The 21,213-nt window shown below is 67.9% G+C and carries 2 protein-coding genes (1 of these 2 cut by a window edge); both read left to right on the top strand.

Annotated elements, in window-relative coordinates; all coding sequences use genetic code 11:
* Positions 1-4,805 carry the 3' portion of a non-ribosomal peptide synthetase gene (locus tag QX126_RS12510; protein ID WP_315781219.1) on the top strand. Its footprint begins 1,795 nt before the window's first position, so only the last 4,805 of its 6,600 coding nucleotides appear in the window; the start codon falls outside the window, past its left edge; it ends in the stop codon at positions 4,803-4,805.
* The gene (locus QX126_RS12505) at positions 4,798-21,213 is read left to right on the top strand and encodes a non-ribosomal peptide synthase/polyketide synthase (RefSeq protein ID WP_315781216.1); all 16,416 of its coding nucleotides are present in this window, start codon (positions 4,798-4,800) and stop codon (positions 21,211-21,213) included. The genes QX126_RS12510 and QX126_RS12505 overlap by 8 nt, the downstream gene beginning before the upstream one ends.

The raw sequence follows: 21,213 nt of genomic DNA, 5'->3' as shown, positions 1-21,213 counted from the left end.
TGGCCGATGCTCAGCCGACGATGCTGCTCTGTGACGGCGCGAGCGCCAGTACGCTCGGCAGCGTGGCATGTCCGGTAGTGGATGTGGAGAGCGATGCGCCGGCCTGGAGCGGGCTGCCGGAGGGCGCACCGGATGTTGTTGCCCGTGGCCTGACGCCGCGCAGCCTCGCCTATGTCATCTATACCTCGGGCTCGACCGGACAGCCGAAGGGCGTGATGATCGAGCACCAGGGCCTGGTCAATCTCGCGCAGGCCCAGATCGGGCTGTTCGACACCGGTCCGCACAGCCGGATCGTGCAATTCGCCTCCTTCAGCTTCGACGCAAGCGTGTGGGACATCGTCATGGCGCTTTGTGCCGGTGCCGAGCTGCATCTGCTCGGAAGCCGCGAGCATCGCGACGCGGCGGAGCTGCTGAATTATCTCGTCGAACATCGCATCACCCACGCCACCTTGCCGCCCGCGATGCTGCAGGGCCGCTCGGACCTCGCCCGGCTCTCCGGGCTCGAGGTGCTGGTTCTCGCCGGCGAGTTGCCAAGGCCGGAGCTGTTCGAAGCGCTGCCGCCCGAGATTGCGGTCTTCAACGCCTACGGGCCGACGGAAGCGACCGTCTGCGCCACCGCATGGCGCCGTCCGCCCGGCTTCGCCGGCGGTGACGTCCCAATCGGTCGCCCGATCGCCAACGCGCGGATCTATCTGCTCGACGCCCAGGGCATGCCGGTGCCGCGCGGCGCCGTGGGCGAGATCTGGATCGGCGGGGCAGGGGTTGCCCGCGGCTATCTCAACCGTCCCGATCTGTCGGCGCAGCGCTTTGCTGCGGATCCCTTCGATCGTTCGGCCGATGCGCGGATGTATCGAACCGGTGATCTCGGCCGCCATCTCGCCGACGGCAACATCGAATTCCTGGGCCGCAACGACCATCAGGTGAAGATCCGCGGCTTCCGCATCGAGCTCGGCGAGATCGAGCATCGGCTGAATGCGCAGGCTGGCGTGCGGGACTCGGCAGTCCTGGCGCGGCGCGATGCGCAGGGCGATCTCAGGCTCATCGCCTATGTGGTGCCGACGGAGGACGCCGACGACACCGGCGCGTGGGCCGCGAAACTCCGTTCACATCTGCAGGGAAGCCTGCCGGACTACATGGTCCCGTCGGCGATCGTTCGCGTCCCTGCACTTCCGCTGACACCCAACGGCAAGGTCGACCGGCAGGCGCTGCCGGCGCCGGATGACGAGGCGTTCTCGCACGCCACCTATGATCCTCCCCAGGGCGAAGCCGAGCAGACGCTCGCTGCCATCTGGCGCGAGTTGCTTGGCGTCGAGCGCGTCGGCCGCAACGATCATTTCTTCGAGCTCGGCGGTCATTCGCTGCTCGTCGTCCGCATGCTGGACCGGCTGAAGCGCCATGCGCTGACGATCGACGCGCAAGCGGTGTTTGCAAGGCCGGTGCTGTGCGATCTCGCGGCCAGCCTGCGGCGCGGCGAGGAGATCGCGATCCCCGACAACCTGGTCACGGCGGAGAGCCCGGCCATCACGCCGGACATGCTGCCGCTGATCGCGCTGAGCCAGCCCGACATCGACCGCGTGGTGGGCCGTATGCCCGGCGGCGTCGTCAACGTCCAGGACATCTACGCGCTGTCGCCGTTGCAGGAGGGAATCCTGTTCCATCATCTGCTCGCGACCGAGGGCGACCCTTACGTGCTGGTCGCGCAGATGGCATTTGCGGGCCGTGATCTGCTGGATCGCTATCTTGCGGCCGTTCAGGACGTGATCGACCGGCATGACGTCCTGCGGACGTCGTTCCTCTGGGATGGGCTGTCGGTGCCGGCGCAGGTGGTCTGGCGCCAGGCACCGCTAAGCGTCACCGAAGTCACGCTCGAAGGCAACGAGCCGGCCCAGGTCGAGCTGGCGCGCCGCTTCGATCCGAACTCCTGCCGGCTCGATCTGACCCAGGCGCCATTGCTGCGTCTCGTTGTCGCCCGCGACCCAGGAAGTGATCGCCTGCTGCTGCTGGTCGTTCTGCATCACATGGTCGGCGACCATACCACTCTGCAGGCGCTGCACGAGGAAGTGCAACTGATCCTGGCGGGCCGCCGCAGCGCTCTCTCTCCACCGATTCCGTTCCGCAACCTCGTCGCCGAGACTCGCAAGTCGGGCGGACAGGATGCTCAGCAGCGCTTCTTCCGCAGCATGCTCGCCGACATCGATGCGCCGACGGCGCCGTTCGGATTGATCGAGGTGCGCAGCGACGGCGCCGGCGTGCGCGAGGCAAAGCTGCCCCTGCCGGCTGCGCTCGATGCGCGGCTGCGCGCGCAGGCGCGGCGCGTTGGCGCGAGCCTCGCCAGTCTCTGTCATGTCGCCTGGGGCCAGGTGCTGGCGCGCAGCAGCGGACGTGAGCAGGTCGTGTTCGGCACCGTGCTGCTCGGCCGCATGCAGGCTGGCCATGATACCGGCCGCAGCCTGGGCCTGTTCATCAACACGCTGCCGTTGCGGCTCGATCTCGACGGCACGTCGGTTGAGGACAGCGTTCGCGCAACGCATGCGCGGCTGGCGGAGCTGATGGTTCATGAGCATGCCTCGCTGGCAATGGCCCAGCGTTGCAGCGGCGTCGCGCCGCCGACGCCGCTGTTCTCCGCGATCCTGAACTATCGGCACGGCCAGCGGCAGGACGCGCGGGCAGACGCGCAGCCCATCCAGGCTCTGCGTGGCGTCGAATGGCTCGGTGGCGAGGAACGTACCAACTATCCGCTGATGCTGGCGGTGGATGACGACGGTCATGGACTTCACCTGACGGTCCAGGCCGTGGCGCCGGTTGCGCCCGAGCGGGTCGGCGCGATGATGCAGCAGTCGCTCGATCGGCTGGCGCTGGCGCTCGAAGCGGCGCCGCACACGCCGGTGCGCCAGCTCGATGTCGTTCCAGTGGATGATCGCGCGCGACTGCTGCGCGCTTGGAATGCGACGGCTGTCAGCTTTGCGGATACGCTCTGCGTGCACCGGCAGTTCGAGGTGCATGCGGCGCGATCTCCCGATGCGATCGCGCTCGTACACGGGCAGGAGACGATCAGCTACGGCGCGCTGAATGCGCGGGCGAACCGCCTGGCGCGGCGGCTCAGGGATCGCGGCATCGGGCCGGATGTGGTGGTCGGGCTGGCGCTGGAGCGCGGCGTCACGATGATGGTGGCGCTGCTCGCGGTGCTCAAGGCGGGCGCGGCCTATCTGCCGCTCGATCCGGACTATCCGGCCGAGCGTCTCACGCACATGCTGAACGACAGCGGCGCCAAACTGCTGCTGACACAGGCCACGCTGCATGACCGGTTCGCGCCGGTGCTGGCCCGGAGCGATGCCGAGGCCTGGCTGCTCGAGGTGGCGGCCGGCGATGGCCTCGGCCAGACCGATGATCTTTCCGTCGACGTGCATCCGGAGAGCCTCGCTTACGTCATCTACACCTCCGGCTCCACCGGTCGGCCCAAGGGCGTGATGGTGCGTCACGCCGCGGTGACGAACTTCCTGACGACGATGGCCGAGCAGCCGGGCATCGCGGCCGACGACCGCGTGCTGGCGTTGACCTCGTTGTCGTTCGACATCGCCGTGCTGGAGCTGTGGCTGCCGCTGACCCATGGCGCCCGGATCGTGCTCGCCGACCGTGCCGCGGCCCATGATCCGGTGGCGCTCAAGGCGATGGTGGCACGGCACGGCGTGACCATGGTCCAGGCGACGCCGTCGAGCTGGCGCATGCTGCTCGATCACGACGCGGCCGATACACACGAGACGGCTCCATGGCTGCCGAAGGGCTGTCGCCTGCTGAGCGGCGGGGAGGCGCTGGCCTCGGACCTGGCGCGGCGGCTGGGCGCGCTGGGCAGCGAGGTCTGGAACCTGTATGGGCCGACCGAGACCACGGTGTGGTCGGCGCGTCACCGCCTCGATGCGACCGATCCGTTGCCGCTGCTCGGCAGCCCGATCGGCAACACCCGGTTGTACGTGCTCGACACCGAACTCAATCTGGCGCCGGTCGGCGTCACCGGCGAGCTCTTCGTCGGCGGTGACGGACTCGCGCGCGGCTATTGGAAACGCGCCGCGTTGAGCGCGGAGCGCTTCATCCCGGATCCGTTCGGCAGCGACGGCGCGCGGCTGTACCGGACCGGCGACCTCGCGCGCTGGCGGGCCGACGGCGTGCTCGACTATGTCGGCCGCGCCGATCATCAGGTGAAGATCCGCGGACATCGGATCGAGCTCGGCGAGATCGAGGTGCGGCTGCGGGAGCAGCCGGGCGTGCGCGACAGCGTCGTCGTGGCGCAGGAGCTCGGCGGCGGCCGTCAATTGGTCGGCTACGTCAGCGGCGAGGATACGCTCGACGGCGGCGGCCTCCGCGCTGCGCTCGCAGCAGCGCTGCCGGACTACATGGTTCCGTCGCGCGTGATCGTGCTGCCGGAGCTGCCGCTGACGCCGAACGGCAAGATCGACCGCAAGGCGCTGCCGCGGCCCGATGTCGGGGCTCCCGAAGCGCATCGCATCGCCCCGCGCAATCCGACCGAGGCCGCACTCGCGGCGATCTGGGCAGAGCTGCTGCACAGGCCGGACGTCGGCGTCACCGACAATTTCTTCGAGCTCGGCGGCGACTCGCTGGTGGCCGTCCAGCTCGTCGGCCGCATCAAGCGCGATCTCGCGCGGGAGGTGCCGCTGAAGCGGTTGTTCGAGCTGACCACGATCGAGGCCATAGCGTCTGCGCTCGCCGCGGACCCGCCGATGAGCAGGCGGAGCGACGACATCGCCGCCATGTTCGATCTGCTTGAGGAAGTCGAGTTTGCCAATGAATGATCAGTCCGGACTCCAGGCCCAGCAGCTCGGCGAAATCGCGCGTCGGTTGGTGCGTCTCGATGCGTCGAAGCAGCGCGCGTTCCTGACGCAGTTGGCGGCCAAGGGGATCGATCTGTCGATCTTGCCGATCGCCCGGCAGCATCTGCAGCGCGCGCCGTTGTCGTTCGCGCAGGCCCGCCTCTGGTTCCTGTGGCGGATGGATCCGGGCGGCTCCGCCTACAACATGCCGGTCGCGATCCGGTTGCGGGGTCGGCTTGATGTTGGTGCGCTCCAAAGGGCGCTCGATGAACTCGTCATGCGCCATGCCGCGCTCCGCACGACGTTCCGGCAGGACGACGGCGAGCCAGAGCAGATCGTAGGGTTGCCGGCGCCTGTCGCGCTTCGCCGCATCGAGATCGCGGGCGATGACCGCGAGCAGCAGGCGCGCCGGCTGCTGCGTGAGGAAGCGGCGTTGCCGTTCGATCTGGAATCCGGACCGCTGCTGCGCGCGGCGCTGCTGGGACTTGGCGAGCACGACCATATCCTTTCCGTCACGCTGCACCACATCGTCGCCGATGGCTGGTCGATGCAGGTTCTCACCGACGAGTTCTGGCAGCTCTATCACGCCGCCGCCTGCGGCGAGGCGGCCTCGCTGCCGGCGCTCGAGATCGACTACGCCGATTTCGCAGCCTGGCAGCGACTGTGGCTCGGTGCCGTCGAGGAGGAGCGGCAGCTTCGCTACTGGACCGGCCGTCTCCATGACACGGCCATGCTGCCGCTGCCGTTCGATCGGCCGAGGTCAGCCCAGGCCGATCAATCCGGCGATGCCATACGGCTGTCGCTCGGGGCGGAGCTTGCCGATCGCCTGCGCGAGCTGGCGCGGGGACAGCACACGACGTTGTTCGTCGTTCTGCTGGCGGCGCTGAAGCTGGTGCTCTATCGCTACAGCGGCCAGCCCGACATCAGCGTCGGCGTTCCGCTCGCCAATCGCGACCGGTCGGAGACGCGGCGTCTGATCGGCCTGCTCGTCAACACCCAGGTGCTGCGCACACGGATCGACAGTCAGGGTACGATCGGCGAAGTCATCAAGGCACTGCGCGAGGCCTCGCTCGAGGCCCAGGATCACCAGGATCTTCCATTCGAGCGGCTGCTCGACGTGCTGCAGCCGCAGCGCAGCCTGAGCCAGATGCCGCTATTCCAGGTGCTCTATAACCATCAGCATCGGCGCGAGCCGGCGCATGCGCCGGCTGCGTCCGAATTGCAGATCGAGACGATCGCGGCAGAGATCGACACGGTGAAATTCGACCTCGCTCTCGACAGCGAGGAGGCGCCGTCGGGAGACGTCTCGGCGCTGTTCTCCTTTGCCACCGCGCTGTTCGACCGGTCGACCATCGCACGGCTCGCCGGGCATTGGCTGACGATCCTACAGGCGATGGTCGCGGATCCCACACGTCGGATCGCGGCATTGGAGCTGTTGTCGGCCCGGCAACGCGACGACGTCAGACAGTGGAACGCTTGCCCTCCCGCGCTCATGCCGTTCCAGCCGGTGCATCGGATGTTCGCCCGGCACGCAAAGGAGACGCCGAGCGCAGCGGCCCTGGTGTTGGGGGCCGAGACGATCACCTATCAGGCGCTCGATCGCCGCGCCAACGCCATCGCACAGCATCTTGCAACGCTCGGCGTTCGTCCCGGCGAGCTCGTCGGGCTCTCGATGCGGCGCTCGCCCGATCTCGTCGCCGGTTTTGTTGCCGTCCTGAAGGCCGGCGCGGCCTATCTGCCGCTCGATCCGGATCATCCGCCAGCGCGGCTGGCCGCCACCGTTCGAGATGCCGGCGCGCGCGTCGTGCTGGTCGATGCGGCGGGACTGTCGCAATGGCCGCCGATGCCGGGGATCGCGGTCGTCGATCTCGGCGCGATGGCGGCTGAGACGACGGAGAGCGACCCGGCGGTCGATGTCCATCCCTCGAGCCTCGCCTACGTGATCTATACGTCCGGCTCCACCGGCGTGCCGAAGGGCGTTGCGGTCGCTCACGGATCGTTCGCAATGCATTGCGAGGCCACCGCCGAGCTCTACGAGATGGGCCGGCAGTCGCGCGAGCTGCACTTCCTCTCCTTTACGTTCGACGGCGCGCATGAGCGGTTGTGGACCGCGCTGGGCTGCGGCGCCGCGCTGGTGATGCGTGATGCCGATCTCTGGTCGGCGGAGAAGACGCTCGACGTGATGGGCGCGCAGCGGGTGACCAATGCCGGCTTTCCGCCGGCCTATCTGCGGCAGCTCGCCGACTTCGCGGCGTGGCGCGGCGATCCGCCGCCCGTGTCGCTGTATTCGTTCGGCGGCGAGGCAATGCCCAAATCGGGCTTCGACAAGGTCAGGCAGGCGCTGCGGCCGCGCAAGCTGATCAATGGCTACGGTCCGACGGAGACAGTGGTCACGCCGCTGGTCTGGAAGGTCGACGTCGATGCCGAGATCGACTGCGCCTATGCACCGATCGGCCGTCCTGTCGGCCGGCGCTCGGCCTATGTTCTCGACGGCGATCTCAACATCGTTCCGGTCGGCGTCACCGGCGAGCTTCATATCGGCGGCGAGGGGCTCGCGGCCGGCTATTGGAATCGGCCGGCGCTGACGGCGGAGCGCTTCATCCCCGATCCGTTCGGCGCGCCTGGCGCGCGGCTGTATCGCACCGGCGATCTGGCGCGCTGGCGCGCCGATGGCGTCATCGACTATGTCGGCCGGTCCGACCACCAGCTCAAGATCCGCGGCTTCCGCCTCGAGCCGGGCGAGGTCGAGGCACGGCTGACGCGGCAGGCGGGTGTTCAGTCGGCGGTGGTGGTGGCACGCGAGATCGGCGGACGCCAGCAGCTCGTCGGCTATGTCTGCGGCGGGGACGGCCTCGACGAGACCGGGCTGCGGGCGGCGCTCTCGGAGGCGCTGCCGGACTACATGGTTCCGGCGCGGATCGTGCTGATGCCGCGGATGCCGCTCACCGCTCATGGCAAGGTCGATCGCGACGCCTTGCCGACGCCCGAGCAATTGTCTGCCGAGACCGACTACGTCGCGCCGCAGTCCCCCGCGGAATTGGAGCTGGCGGCGATCTGGGCGGAATTGCTTGGCCATTCGCGGGTGGGCCTGACCGACAATTTCTTCGAGCTCGGCGGCGATTCCATCATCTCGCTGCAGGTGGTCGGACGTGCGCGCCAGCGCGGGCTTGCCATCGAGCCGCGCGACCTGTTCCGGCATCAGACGCTGCAGGAGCTGGCGCGGGTCGCGCGTCGCGATCGGGCCGTCGTTGCATCCGCTGAGCCGCTTGCGCGCGATGGCGATCCGGTGCCGCTGTTGCCGATCCAGCGCCGCTTCTTTGCCGAGGACGCCGGCGAACGGCATCACTGGAATCAGGCGTTGATGCTCGTGCCGTCGGCGCGGCTCGACTGGTGGGTGATGGCGCAGGCGGTCGAGGCCGTGGTGGCGCATCACGATGCCCTGCGGCTGCAATTTCGGCAAAGCGACCGAGAGTGGCAGGCGAGATACGGCGCGATGCCGGCGAGCGCCGATCTGCTCTGGATCCGCACCGTCGCCGATGCGGCTGAGGTCACCTCGGCTGCCGCGACCGCGCAGGCAAGCCTGTCTCTGCAGGGACCGTTGCTGCGGCTCGTCGGCATGGACGTTGCCGACGGCAGCCAGAGGCTTCTCATCGTCGTGCATCATCTCGTCGTCGATGGCGTGTCATGGCGCGTGCTGCTCGAGGACATCGCCTCGGCGTATCGACAGGTGGCGCAGGGCGCGGCCGCGATTGCTCTGCCTTCCAAGAGCCGGTCCATGGCGTCATGGGGCATCAGTCTCGAAGACTACGCCGCCAGCGAGGAGCTGGCTGGTCAGCTCGACTATTGGAGACAGCGGACCGCCGCCGGCGACGTGCCATGCGACGATGATCACGGCGAGACCGATCGCGTCGCCGATGGTGAGGATGTCGTCGTGTCCTTCGATACCGACATGACCGGGCAACTGCTCAAGCAGGCGCCCGCTGCCTACAGGACCCAGGTCAATGACCTGCTGCTGGCGGCGCTGGCCCGCGCGGTCAGCCGCTGGAGCGGGCTCGATGAATGTCTGGTCGAGCTCGAAGGTCACGGCCGGGAAGACATTTTCGAGGGCTTCGACCTGTCGCGAACGGTCGGCTGGTTCACGACCGCGTTTCCCGTTCGACTCGCCGGCTGTGCTGGCGATAGCGCCACGCTGATCAGATCGATCAAGGAGGAATTACGGGCCATCCCGGCGCGCGGGCTCGGCTACGGCGTGCTGCGCTATTGCGGCAGCCCCGAGCAGCGCGCCGCCCTGACGGGCGGAGCCGAGCCGCGGATCGTCTTCAACTATCTCGGCCAGTTCGGCGCCGGCTCTGACCTTGCCTTCGCGCTCGCGCCGGAAAGCGCGGGGCCGTCACGCAGCGCCAGCGCGCCGCTCGGGCGCTGGCTCAGCATCAACGGTCAAGTGCTTGATGGCCAGCTGAGGCTGACATTCAGCTTCGGCCGCCGACGCTATCGCCGCGCGACGATCGAGCGGCTGGCCGCGTGCTATTCCGCGGCCCTGCGCGAACTCGTCGCGCATTGCACGAGCGGCGTATACGGCCTCACGCCGTCGGACGTTCCGCTCTCAGGCCTCAGCCAGCCGGAGCTCGACCTGCTCGGAGCGTCGCGCGATTGGCGCGATATCGAGGATATCTATCCGCTGTCGCCGATGCAGCAGGGCATGCTGTTCCACGCGCTGCGCGATGGTGACAGCGGCAACTATGTCAGCCAGATCGCCGTCGACATCAGCGGTGCGCACGCGGCGCGATTGCGCGCGGCGTGGCAGGCGGTGACGGCGAGACACGCGGTGCTGCGGACAGTGTTCGTGTGGAGAGAATTGTCGGGCGCGCCGCAGCAGGTCGTCCACCGGCAGGTTCCTGTCCCCTTCGTCGAGGAGGACTGGCGCGACCGTGTGGACTCGATGGATCAGGCCGCGCGTGACGCGGCGCTGGCCGATGTGGCCGCAGCCGAATGGCGGGCCGGCTTCGACCTGTCGCGTCCGCCATTGCAGCGGGTCCGTCTCATCGATCTCGGCGGCGGTGTGCACCGCCTGATCTGGACACATCATCACATCCTGCTCGACGGCTGGAGCGCGGCAAGGCTCATCGGCGAGATCATGCAGCATGTCGGTGGCGCGTCGCTGTCCGCCCCACGCGGCCGCTATCGCGACTACATTGCCTGGCTGCAGCAGCAGGATCGCGATGCGTCGAGTGCGTTCTGGGCACGCTCGCTCTCGACGGTCGGCGAGCCGAGCCTGCTTGCCGATGCGCTGGGCGGGCCGGCCGCGCCTGCCGACGGCCATGGCTCGATCGATCTCGTCATCGATGCGGCGACGACGGAGCGGCTGCAGGTCGTGGCGCGGCGCGAGCGGGTGACCCTGAACACGGTCGTGCAAGCGGCCTGGGGACAGCTGCTGCGGCGCTTGACCGGCCAGGATGTCGTCTGCTTCGGCGCCACGATCTCCGGCCGGCCGCCTGAGATCGCGGGCGTGGAGGAGACCGTCGGCCTGTTCATCAACACCGTGCCCGTGTTCGAGGATGCGAGACCTCAGACGTCGGTCGGTGATTGGCTGCGCGGTTTGCAGGATCGCAACGTCGACCTGCGCGAGCATGGCTGGATGCCGCTCCACGAGATTCAGCGGCTTGCGGGCCGCGCCGGCCGGCCGCTGTTCGACTCCATCTTCGTGTTCGAGAACTATCCGGTCGATGCGGCGCTGCGCGATCAGGCCGGCGAGGGGCCGCGTGCCAGCCGCGCCGAGCAGATCTCGATCACGAACTATGCGCTCACGGTCGCGGTGTTCGTGACGGACAGGGGCATCCGGCTTGGATTCCGCTACGATCGCAGCCGGTTCGACCAGGCGCAGATCGAGCGGATACAGGCAGCTTTCGCCTGTCTGCTCGCGCGCATTGCCGACGATAGCAGCCGACCGGTTGCAGAGCTGCATGGATTGGACGCCGCCGCTTTGCATCGAGTGCTCGGCTGGGGCTCGGGACCTGTCGCGCGGGCGGTGAATGACGACTTCGTCGACGTCGTGACGCAGATCGAGCAGCAGGTCGCACGGTCGCCTGCGGCCATTGCCGTGATCTCCGGTCAGGAGAGGATCAGCTACGCCGAACTGAATGCGCGGGCCAACCGACTGGCGCGACAGATCAGGCAGGCCGGCGTCGCTCTGGATGCTCCGGTCGGCTTGGCATTCGAGCGCAGCGACGACCTGGTCGTGGCTGTGCTGGCCGTTATGAAAGCCGGCGCCGGCTACCTGCCGCTCGATCCGGACTATCCCGCCAAGCGGCTCGCCGCGATGCTGTGCGACAGTGGTGCCCGGCTGGTGCTGACGCAGGCGCAACTGCGCGATCGGCTGATCGAGATCACGGCAGGGGCGGGCGCCGAGCTGATCGTGGTCGACGGCGCCCGTGAGGGGCGCGGTTTGCGCGCCACTGATGGCTCCGATGTTCGGATTCCGGTTCATGCCGAGAGCCTCGCCTATGTGATCTACACGTCCGGCTCGACCGGCGTGCCCAAGGGCGTGGCCTGCACGCGCGGCGCCCTGGCGGCACGGCTAGGATGGATGCAGAAGGAGTACGGGCTCGATCCCAGCGAAACGCTGTTGCAGAAGACGCCGTTCAGCTTCGACGTCGCGGTGTGGGAAATCCTGTGGCCGCTGATCGTCGGCGCGCGGCTTGCGATTGCAGCGCCGGGCGCACATCGCGAGCCGAAGCGGCTGATCGATGCGGTCACTGCGCATGGCGTGACCACGCTGCATTTCGTGCCGCAGATGCTCGCGCAATTCGTGGCTGAGCCAGAGGTTCAGCGATGCGTGACCTTGAAGCGCCTGTTCTCCGGTGGCGAGGCCCTGCCGGTCCAGCTGAAGGACCAGGTCTATTCGGTGTTCCCCGCGATCCGGTTCGACAATCGGTATGGGCCGACCGAAGCGCTCATCAATGCCAGCTTCTGGCACTGTCGCGGGCCGAGCGGATCGGGCGTGCCGATCGGATTTCCGATCCCGGGCACGACCCTGCGCATTGTCGATGCCGATCTCAATCCGGTCGCCGAGGGAACGACGGGCGAGCTCCATATCGGCGGAGACGGGCTGGCGCGCGGCTATCTCGGGCGCGCGGCGCTGACGGCCGAGCGCTTCATTCCCGATCCTTTCGGACCTCCCGGCGCGCGGCTCTATCGAAGCGGCGATCTGGCGCGCTGGCGCAGCGACGGCGCCATCGCCTATGTCGGCCGGGCCGATCACCAGGTGAAGGTTCGCGGCTTCCGCATCGAGCTCGGCGAGATCGAAGCGCGGCTCCTGCAGCAGCCCTCGGTCAGCGCGGCCGTTGTGATCGCCAGGGATTTCGGCGTGGGCCGGCAGCTGGTCGGCTATGTCTGCGGCGACGGCATGCTCGATGCTGCGACGCTGCGTGAGGCCCTGTCCGCAACGCTGCCGGACCACATGGTGCCGGCGCGGATCATGGTCCTCGACCGCCTGCCTCTGATGGTGAATGGCAAGGTCGATCGCAACGCGCTGCCGGCGCCGGAGGCGCCCGTTGCGGCGATGCGGATTGCGCCGCGGACGCCCGCCGAGGCTGCGTTGGCCACCATCTGGGCCGAGCTGCTGCATCAGCCGGATGTCGGGATGACCGACAATTTCTTCGAGCTCGGTGGCGATTCCATCATCTCGCTGCAGATGGTCAGCCGTGCGCGGCGGGCCGGCCTTCTGGTCGAGCCGCGAGACGTCTTCAAGCACCAGACGCTGGAAGCCCTGGCGCGCGACGCGCGGGTGATCGTCCGGCTGGAGACGACGGCAGAGCAGGGGCGCATCGCCGGGCCACTTCCGTTGCTGCCGATTCAGCTCCGCTTCTTCGAGCAGGAACTGGACGCCCCTGATCACTGGAATCAGGCTTTGCTGCTGCGGCCGCGGCGGCGGCTCGACTGGGACGTGTTGCGACGCGCAGCGGTGGCCGTCGTCGCGCATCACGACGCACTGCGACTGCGCTTCGAACGCATCGACGGTGTCTGGCGCGCCGAGCACGGGCCGGGGCCGGCTGTGTCGGACCTGTTGCGGTCGTGCGAGTTGGCCGACGGCGAGGCGGTCACCGCGCTCGCCGCAGAGGTCCAGGCGAGCCTCTCGCTCGCGCATGGTCGTTTGGTGCGGATGGTCGGCATGGATCTGCCGGAGGGCGAGCAGCGCCTCCTGATCGTGATCCATCACCTCGTGATCGACGGCGTGTCGTGGCGCGTGCTGCTGGAGGATCTCGCGGCTGCCTATGAGCAGCTCATGCGCGGGCAAGAGGCGACACTGCCGGCCAAGACGCACGCCTACGCCCAATGGGGCGCAGCGCTACGCGCACACGCGGCCTCGGATGCGCTGGTTGCCGAGCTGGACTACTGGTCAGGGCTCCGGCGGGCGGACGACGTGCCATGCGATTCTGATCATGCGGATCGGGATACGATCGCCGACGCCGACGACGTGCCGCTTGTGATCGACGCCGAGCTGACCGCGCGTCTGCTGGGTACGGCGCACGGCGCGTACAGAACCCAGGTCAATGATCTGCTGCTGTCGGCGCTCGCGCGCGCGGTGTGGCGGTGGTCGGGCCGCGAAATCATGACGGTCGAGCTCGAAGGCCACGGCCGCGAGGATCTGGGCGGCGGGCTCGATCTGTCACGAACCATCGGCTGGTTCACGACTGCGTTTCCGGTACATCTGATGGCTGGATCGCAGCCACCCGCGGTGCTGATCAAGACGACCAAGGAGATGCTGCGGTCAGTCCCCAGCCGGGGACTTGGTTACGGCGTCCTGCGCTATCTGGGTTCTGATGCCCAGCGTGCGACGCTGACGACGGGAGCGCAGCCGCGCATCGGGTTCAACTATCTCGGTCAGGTCGATGGCAGCACGGACGAGACTGCGCTGTTCTCGATCGCGCCCGAGAGCGCCGGCCCGTCGCGTGCGGCATCGAGCCCGTTGCGCCACCATATCGCCATCAATGCGAGGGTGCTCGACGGTCGTCTGGAGCTATCGTTCGGCTTCAGCAGGAAGCGCTATCGACGCGAGACCGTGACCCGCGTCGCAGGCTGTTTCGAGGCGGCGCTCCGTGAGCTGGTCGATCACTGCACGAGCGGCGTCCACGGCGTGACGCCATCCGATGTGCCGCTGTCGAAGCTGAGCCAGGCCGAGCTCGACGCGCTGATGCTGGATTGGCGCGAGGTCGAGGACATCTATCCGCTGTCGCCGATGCAGCAGGGCATGCTGTTCCACGCGTTGCACGACGACGGCACCGGGGTCTACGTCAACCAGGTTGCGGCCGAGATCCGCGGTCTCGACGCCGGCAAGCTGCAAGCCGCGTGGCAGGCTGTCAGCCATCGTCATGCCGTGCTTCGCACCGGCTTCTTGTGGCGTGAATTGTCAGGAACGCCGCAGCAGGTCGTGCATCGTGACGCCGACGTTTCCTTCGTCGAGGAGGACTGGCGGGAGCGTGCGGCTGGGCTTGCTCCGGCCGCCTTGGATGCTGTGCTCACGACGGTTGCAGACCGCGAGCGCGTCGACGGCTTTGATCTCTCGCGGCCGCCGCTGCAGCGCGTGAGGCTGATCTGGATCGCCGACGATGCGCACTGGCTGATCTGGACTCATCATCATATCCTGATGGACGGCTGGAGTTCGGCCCGCTTCATCGCCGAGGTGATGCAGCACGAGGAGCAGGCGGCGCTGCAGGGACAGCCGCCGCGCTACCGCGACTACATCGCCTGGCTGCAGGCGCAGGACCATGGTGCTGCGGCCGAGTTCTGGCGAGCGGCGTTGGCCGGGCTCGACGAGCCGAGCCTGCTAGCGCAGCCTGCGGTCGACGGGCGCGTGGGCCATGGCTCGCTCACCATGGCGGTGGACGTCGATCTCAGCGAGCGACTGCAACGTTTCGCGACCCGCGAGCGGGTCACGCTGAACACGGTGATGCAGGCGGCATGGGCGCAATTGCTCCGTCGATTCACCGGCCAGGACACGGTCTGCTTCGGCGTGACGGTGTCCGACCGACCCGCCGGGCTCGCCGGCGCCGAGGAGATGGTCGGCCTGTTCATCAACACCTTGCCGGTGGTCGACGCCGAGAATCCGCAGCAGCGGATCGGCGCGTGGTTGCGCGACCTGCAGGATCGCAATCTCGCCTTGCGGGATCACGGCTGGATGCCGCTGGCCGACATCCAGCGGATCGCGGGCCGGGCAGGGCGTCCGCTGTTCGACAGCATTCTCGTGTTCGAGAACTATCCGGTCGACGAGGCCTTGAAGACCAAGGATGGCCGCCTGAGCGTCAGCCGGACGAGGATCCTCGAAACGAGCAACTATCCGCTGTTCGTGAGCATCGGTCTCGAAAGAGAGCTGCGGTTGGTGTTCAATTTCCAGCAGCAACATTTCGACGAAGTCGAGATCCGTCGGCTGCAGATGGCGTTCGTGCAACTGCTCGCGGCCATCACTCGCGATGCCGAGCAGGCGGTCGGCTGCATTGCGGCCGATGATTCCGCAGACCTCGCGCTGCTGGCGCGGGTCAACGATTCGGCGGGGGCCGTGACGACAGCGAGCGTCGTCGCTCAGTTCGAGGCGCAAGCAGAGCGCGCGCCCGATGCGATCGCGCTCGTGCACAATGAGGAGACGATCAGCTATGGCGCGCTGAACGCGCGCGCGAACCGGCTCGGCCACAGGCTCAGGGAGCATGGCGTAGGTCCCGACGTGGTGGTGGGGCTGGCGCTCGAGCGCGGTGTCACGATGATGGTGGCGCTGCTCGCGGTGCTCAAGACAGGCGGAGCCTATTTGCCGCTCGATCCGGACTATCCGGCCGAGCGTCTCGCGCACATGCTGAGCGACGGCGGCGCGAAGCTGTTGCTGACGCAAGCGACGCTCCACGACGGGCTCGCGCCGGTGCTGGCAGGCGGCCACGCCCAGGCTTGGCTGCTGGACGAGGTGGCTGGAGAAGAAACGGTCGACGCAGGCAATCTCGACGTCGCCATCCATCCTGAAAGCCTCGCTTACGTCATCTACACCTCCGGTTCGACCGGCCTGCCCAAGGGCGTGATGGTGCGCCATGGCGCCGTGACGAATTTCCTGGCGACGATGGCTGAGCAGCCCGGCATTGCGCGCGACGACCGCGTGCTCGGTTTGACCTCGCTGTCGTTCGACATCGCGGTGCTCGAGCTCTGGCTGCCGCTGACGCGTGGCGCTCGGATCGTGCTGGCGGATCGCGCCTCGGCCCATGATCCGGCGGCCTTGAAGGCGATCGTGGCCCGGCAGGGCGTGACCATGATCCAGGCGACGCCGTCGAGCTGGCGCATGCTGCTCGATCACGACGACGATTCGCACGGATGGCTTCCTCGGCGCTGCCGGTTGCTGAGCGGCGGCGAGGCGCTGGCTCCCGACCTGGCGCTCCGGCTGCTCGCGCTCGGAGACGAGGTCTGGAACCTGTTTGGACCGACGGAAACCACGGTGTGGTCGGCGCGCCATCGGCTCGATGCGCGCGATCCCGCACCCGTCCTGGGCGGCCCGATCGGCAGCACCACGCTCCATGTGCTTGACGGCGGTCTCAACCGCGCGCCCATCGGCGTGACAGGCGAACTCTTCATCGGTGGCGAGGGCCTGGCCCGTGGCTATTGGAGCCGTCCGGCGCTCAGCGCCGAGCGCTTCATTCCCGACCCATTCGGCGATCCCGGTGCGCGGCTGTACCGGACCGGCGATCTGGCGCGGTGGCGGCCCGATGGATTGCTCGATTATGTCGGCCGCGCCGATCACCAGGTGAAGATCCGCGGCCACCGCATCGAGCTCGGCGAGATCGAGGTGCGGTTGCGATCACAGCCCGGCGTGCGCGACAGCGTCGTGGTGGCGCAGGAACTCGGCGGCGGCCGGCAGCTCGTCGGCTATGTCAGCGGCGGCGATGCGCTCGACGGGGCCGAGCTGCGCGCGACTCTCGCGTCAGCGCTGCCAGACTACATGGTGCCGTCGCGCGTGATGGTGCTGCCGCGGCTGCCGCTGACACCGAACGGCAAGATCGATCGCAAGGCGTTGCCGTTGCCCGGTACGCGGCTTGGACAGGGACAGCGCATCGCGCCACGCAATCCGACCGAGGCCGCACTCGCTGCGATCTGGGCCGAGCTGCTGCACCAGGTGGATGTCGGCGTCACCGACAACTTCTTCGAGCTCGGCGGCGACTCGATCATCTCGCTGCAGATGGTCAGTCGCGCACGCCGCGCCGGTCTCGAGCTGGAGCCGAGAGACGTGTTCCGGCTGCAGACGATCGAGCTGCTCGCGCCGGCCTGCCTGGTGGCGCGGAACGACCAGCCCCCGGTTACCGTCGCGCGCGGCGCATTGTCGGGACTGACGAGTGAGGAGCTCGCGCGGCTTGGTGTCGACTGGGACCGCATCGAGGACGTCTATCCGCTCTCGCCGATGCAGCAGGGCATGCTGTTTCACAGCCTGCGCGATGCCGGCAGCGGCGTCTATGTCAACCAGGTCAGCGTCGAGATCCGAGGGCTGGACGTCGAGCGGCTGCGCAGCGCGTGGCAGGAGGTCTCTGCTTGTCATCCGATGTTGCGCACCGGTTTCCTCTGGCGCGAGCTGTCCGGCGCACCGCTGCAGGCGGTCCATCGCGAGGCGAGCGTGCCGTTCACGACGGAAGACTGGCGCGGACAGGCCGTCGATGAGGCGCGGCTGTCAGCGACCCTGGCCGCAGAGCGTGACGCCGAGTTCGATCTCGCGGTACCGCCGCTGCAGCGTGTCCGCCTGTTGCGGCTCGACCACGATCGCCATCGCCTGATCTGGACTTACCACCACATCCTGATGGATGGCTGGAGCTCGGCCCGCTTCATCGCCGAAATCCTGCAGCGCTATGCCGGGCGGGCGCTCACGGCTCGTTCGGCGCACTATCGCGACTATGTTGCCTGGCTTCTGGCCCAGGACGCGCAGGCGGCCGAGCGCTTCTGGCGAGGACAACTCACGGCCTTCGACCAGCCGACGCAACTGGCCGATGCCTTCGGCGCGCGGCGCCACGATGCGCACGGACATCGCCGCTGCTACACGCGGCTCGACAAGGATGCGACCGCGGCATTGAAGGCGTTCGCACGGCACGAGCGCATCACGCTGAACACGCTCATCCAGGGCGTCTGGGCGCTGCTGCTGCAGCGCTACACCGGCCAGCAGACCATCACGTTCGGCGTCACCGTCGCTGGCCGTCCGCCCGGTCTCGACGGCGCCGAGCAGATGATCGGCCTGTTCATCAATACGCTGCCGATGATCGAGGCGCCCCCGCCGGATGTTCTGATCGGTGACTGGCTGCGCGCCATGCAGGACCGTAACGCCGCGATGCGCAACTTCGAGCAGACGCCGCTCTACGACATCCAGAGCTGGGCCGGGCGTGCCGGCGAAACCATGTTCGACAGCATCATCGTGTTCGAGAACTATCCGGTCGAGCGTGGCCTGCTGCAGGGTGATGGCTCGCTTCAATTCGGCGAGCTGCGCAATGTCGACGTCACCAACTATCCGATGGATCTGTCCGTCTTGGTCGAGGATACGCTGCAGGTCGAATTCACCTATATGCCGAGCCACTTCACGCCGGATCAGGCGGAGCAGGTGAGGGCACAGTTCGAACATCTGCTTGCGGTCATGATGCGAAGTCCGGATGCCCCGCTCGGCGCGATCGATGCGGCGGCTGCTCAGGACGTGCAGCGAGCACGTGTCTGCAATGGTCGGGCGGCGTCTGCCGCGACGCGCCCGCTCGTGCACGAAATGATCGGCGGTCATGCACAGCGCAATCCTGAGCGTGTCGCTCTCACGATCGGCGGCAGCAACGTCTCCTACGGCGAGCTCGATCGTCGCGCCAATCGGCTCGCGCACCATCTCATCGAGGCCGGGCTCAGGCCGGACCAGCGAGTCGGGGTCGTCGTCGAGCGCAACGACGCCACGATGGCAGCGCTGCTCGCCGTGCTGAAGGCCGGCGGAGCCTATGTGCCGCTTGATCCCGAGCTGCCGCCGGACCGCATTGACTTTGTGATGCGTGACGCCGGCATCACGGTTCTGCTGTCCGGCTCGCGTCACGTCGCCGCCATCGCCGGCGTTCGGGCCATCGATCTCGCCTCGTTTGGTTTCGAAGCCGGTCCGCATCATGCGCCGGATCCTCATCTGCATCCGGAGAACCTCGCTTATGTGATCTACACGTCAGGATCGACCGGGCGGCCGAAGGGCGTTGCGGTTGCGCATGGCCCGCTCGCGATGCATTGCAGGGCGACCGCTTCGCTCTACGAGCTCGATGAGCACGCAAGCGAGCTGCATTTCCTGTCGCTGGCGTTCGACGGCGCACATGAGCGCTGGCTCACGGTGCTGTCGCAGGGCGCAAGGCTGGTCATGCGCGATGCTGAGCTATGGACCCCCGAGCAGACCGTTGCGACGCTTCATGCCCAGCGCATCACGCACATCGGCCTGCCGCCGGCCTATCTCCAGCAGGTCGCCGAGTGGGTGGCGCAGACCGGCAATCCGCCGCCGGTGAGGCTGTATTCGTTCGGCGGCGAGGCCATGCCGAAGGCCGGCTTCGACAAGGTCAGGCGGACGCTGAAGCCGCAGATCCTGATCAACGGATATGGTCCGACCGAGACCGTCGTGACACCGCTCGTCTGGAAGGTCGACGGCAGCGCGGAGTGTGACAAGGCCTATGCGCCGATCGGCAGTCCCGTCGGCCGCCGCACGGCCTACATCCTCGATGCCTTCCTGAATCTCGTTCCAGCGGGCGCCGCCGGCGAGCTCTACATCGGCGGGTTCGGGCTCGCGCGCGGGTACCACGCCAAGCCAGGCATGACGGCGGAACGCTTTGTGCCGGATCCATTTTCGACGAACGAGGGCGCACGTCTCTACCGCACCGGCGACCTGGCGCGATGGGATGCGAGCGGCACGATCGAATATCTCGGACGCAGCGACGATCAGGTCAAGGTCAGCGGCTTCCGGATCGAGCTTGGCGAAATCCAATCGGCTCTGCTGAGCGACCCAGCAGTCGCGCAGGCCGCCGTGATCGCCGTACCCGGAGCGGGTGGCAATCAGCTGGTGGCCTATGTGGCGCCGCGAGCGCCATGCGACGCCGCCGCCGCTGCGGCCGAGCGGCTGTCCGCGGCGCTGACCGCCGCGCTGCGCCGGACCTTGCCGGCCTACATGATTCCATCCCGCATCATCGTGCTCGAGCGCCTGCCGACGCTGTCGAGCGGCAAGGTCGATCGCAAGGCGTTGCCCGCGCCGGACATCGCTGCCGCGGCCGCGTTCATCGCGCCGGAAAGCGCTGCCGAAGTCGCGATGGCGAAGCTGTGGGCGGAGGTTCTCGGCGTCGCGCAAGTTGGCGTCACCGACAACTTCTTCGAACTCGGCGGCAATTCGATTCTCAGCCTCAAGGTGATCGCGCGACTTCGCCGCGACCCGGTCCTCGATGGCGAGATCAAGCTGCGCGATCTCCTGCAGAGGCCGACCATTCGCGCCTTGCTCCGCACCCCCGCAGCATCATCCACGCGGCCGTCGGTGCTGCTGCCCCTGAGTTCGCCGGTCGATGGCACGCCGCCGGTGTTCTGCCTTCACGGCGGATTCGGCACGGTGTTCGACTATGCGCCGCTGGCGCGCCGTTTGGAGGGACAGAGGCAACTGATCGGACTGCAGTGCCGGACGCTGGTCGAACCATCCTTCATAGACCAGTCGCTGGCGGCGATGTCCGTTGACTATGTCGATGAGATCGTGCGGACGCAAAGCAAAGGACCCTATCATCTGATCGGCTGGTCGCTCGGCGGGCTGGTCGCATGCCTGGTTGCCGCCGAACTGGAACGGTGCGGTGAGCGGGTCGAGCGCTTGGCGCTGATCGACAGCTTCGTTCCGCATCCGCATGGTGGCGAGCACCCGTCGGTCGGACGGCACTGGACCGACGATGTGCTGGCGCTGCTGTCGGTCACGGTACCGGACGTACAGTCTTCAGCGATCACGTCGCAGGTGTCGGCGATCCGCTCCGCCGACGCGCCGGTGACGGACGAGGTGATCCGGCGCCTGGTCGCCGATGCAATCGGCATGGCGCCACTGCAGCCGCGCGACGGTCTTCTCGGCGTCGACGATATCGTCGCGGCCTTCAGGGTCGGGCGCCACCTCGCGCAACTGGCTCGGGCGGCCGAATGGCCGGCCGATCTCGTTGCAGCACCCGGCTGCTGGTGGACGTCCGGCCGGCTTCGACAGCGCGATCGGCTCGCGGCGCGGCTGCCGCACGCGGCGGATTGTGGCGTGGCCGGCGACGACCACTTCTCGATCCTTAGCAACGAATCCTTCCTGGCGGCGCTCGGCGCGTGGCTGGAGCCCGTCCGGGCGGCGCAGACATCGCCGGATCTGCAGCCCGAACCGGCTGAATGA

Source organism: Bradyrhizobium sp. SZCCHNPS1003 (assembly GCF_032381555.1).
Lineage (GTDB): Bacteria > Pseudomonadota > Alphaproteobacteria > Rhizobiales > Xanthobacteraceae > Bradyrhizobium.
The sequence above is the reverse complement of the archived record's forward strand: the minus strand, read 5'-3'. Positions and strand labels throughout refer to the sequence as shown.

Coding starts and splice junctions, on each gene's coding strand:
- QX126_RS12505 (WP_315781216.1), top strand. CDS start 4,798: ATGAATGATCAGTCCGGACTCCAGGCCCAGCAGCTCGGCGAAATCGCG.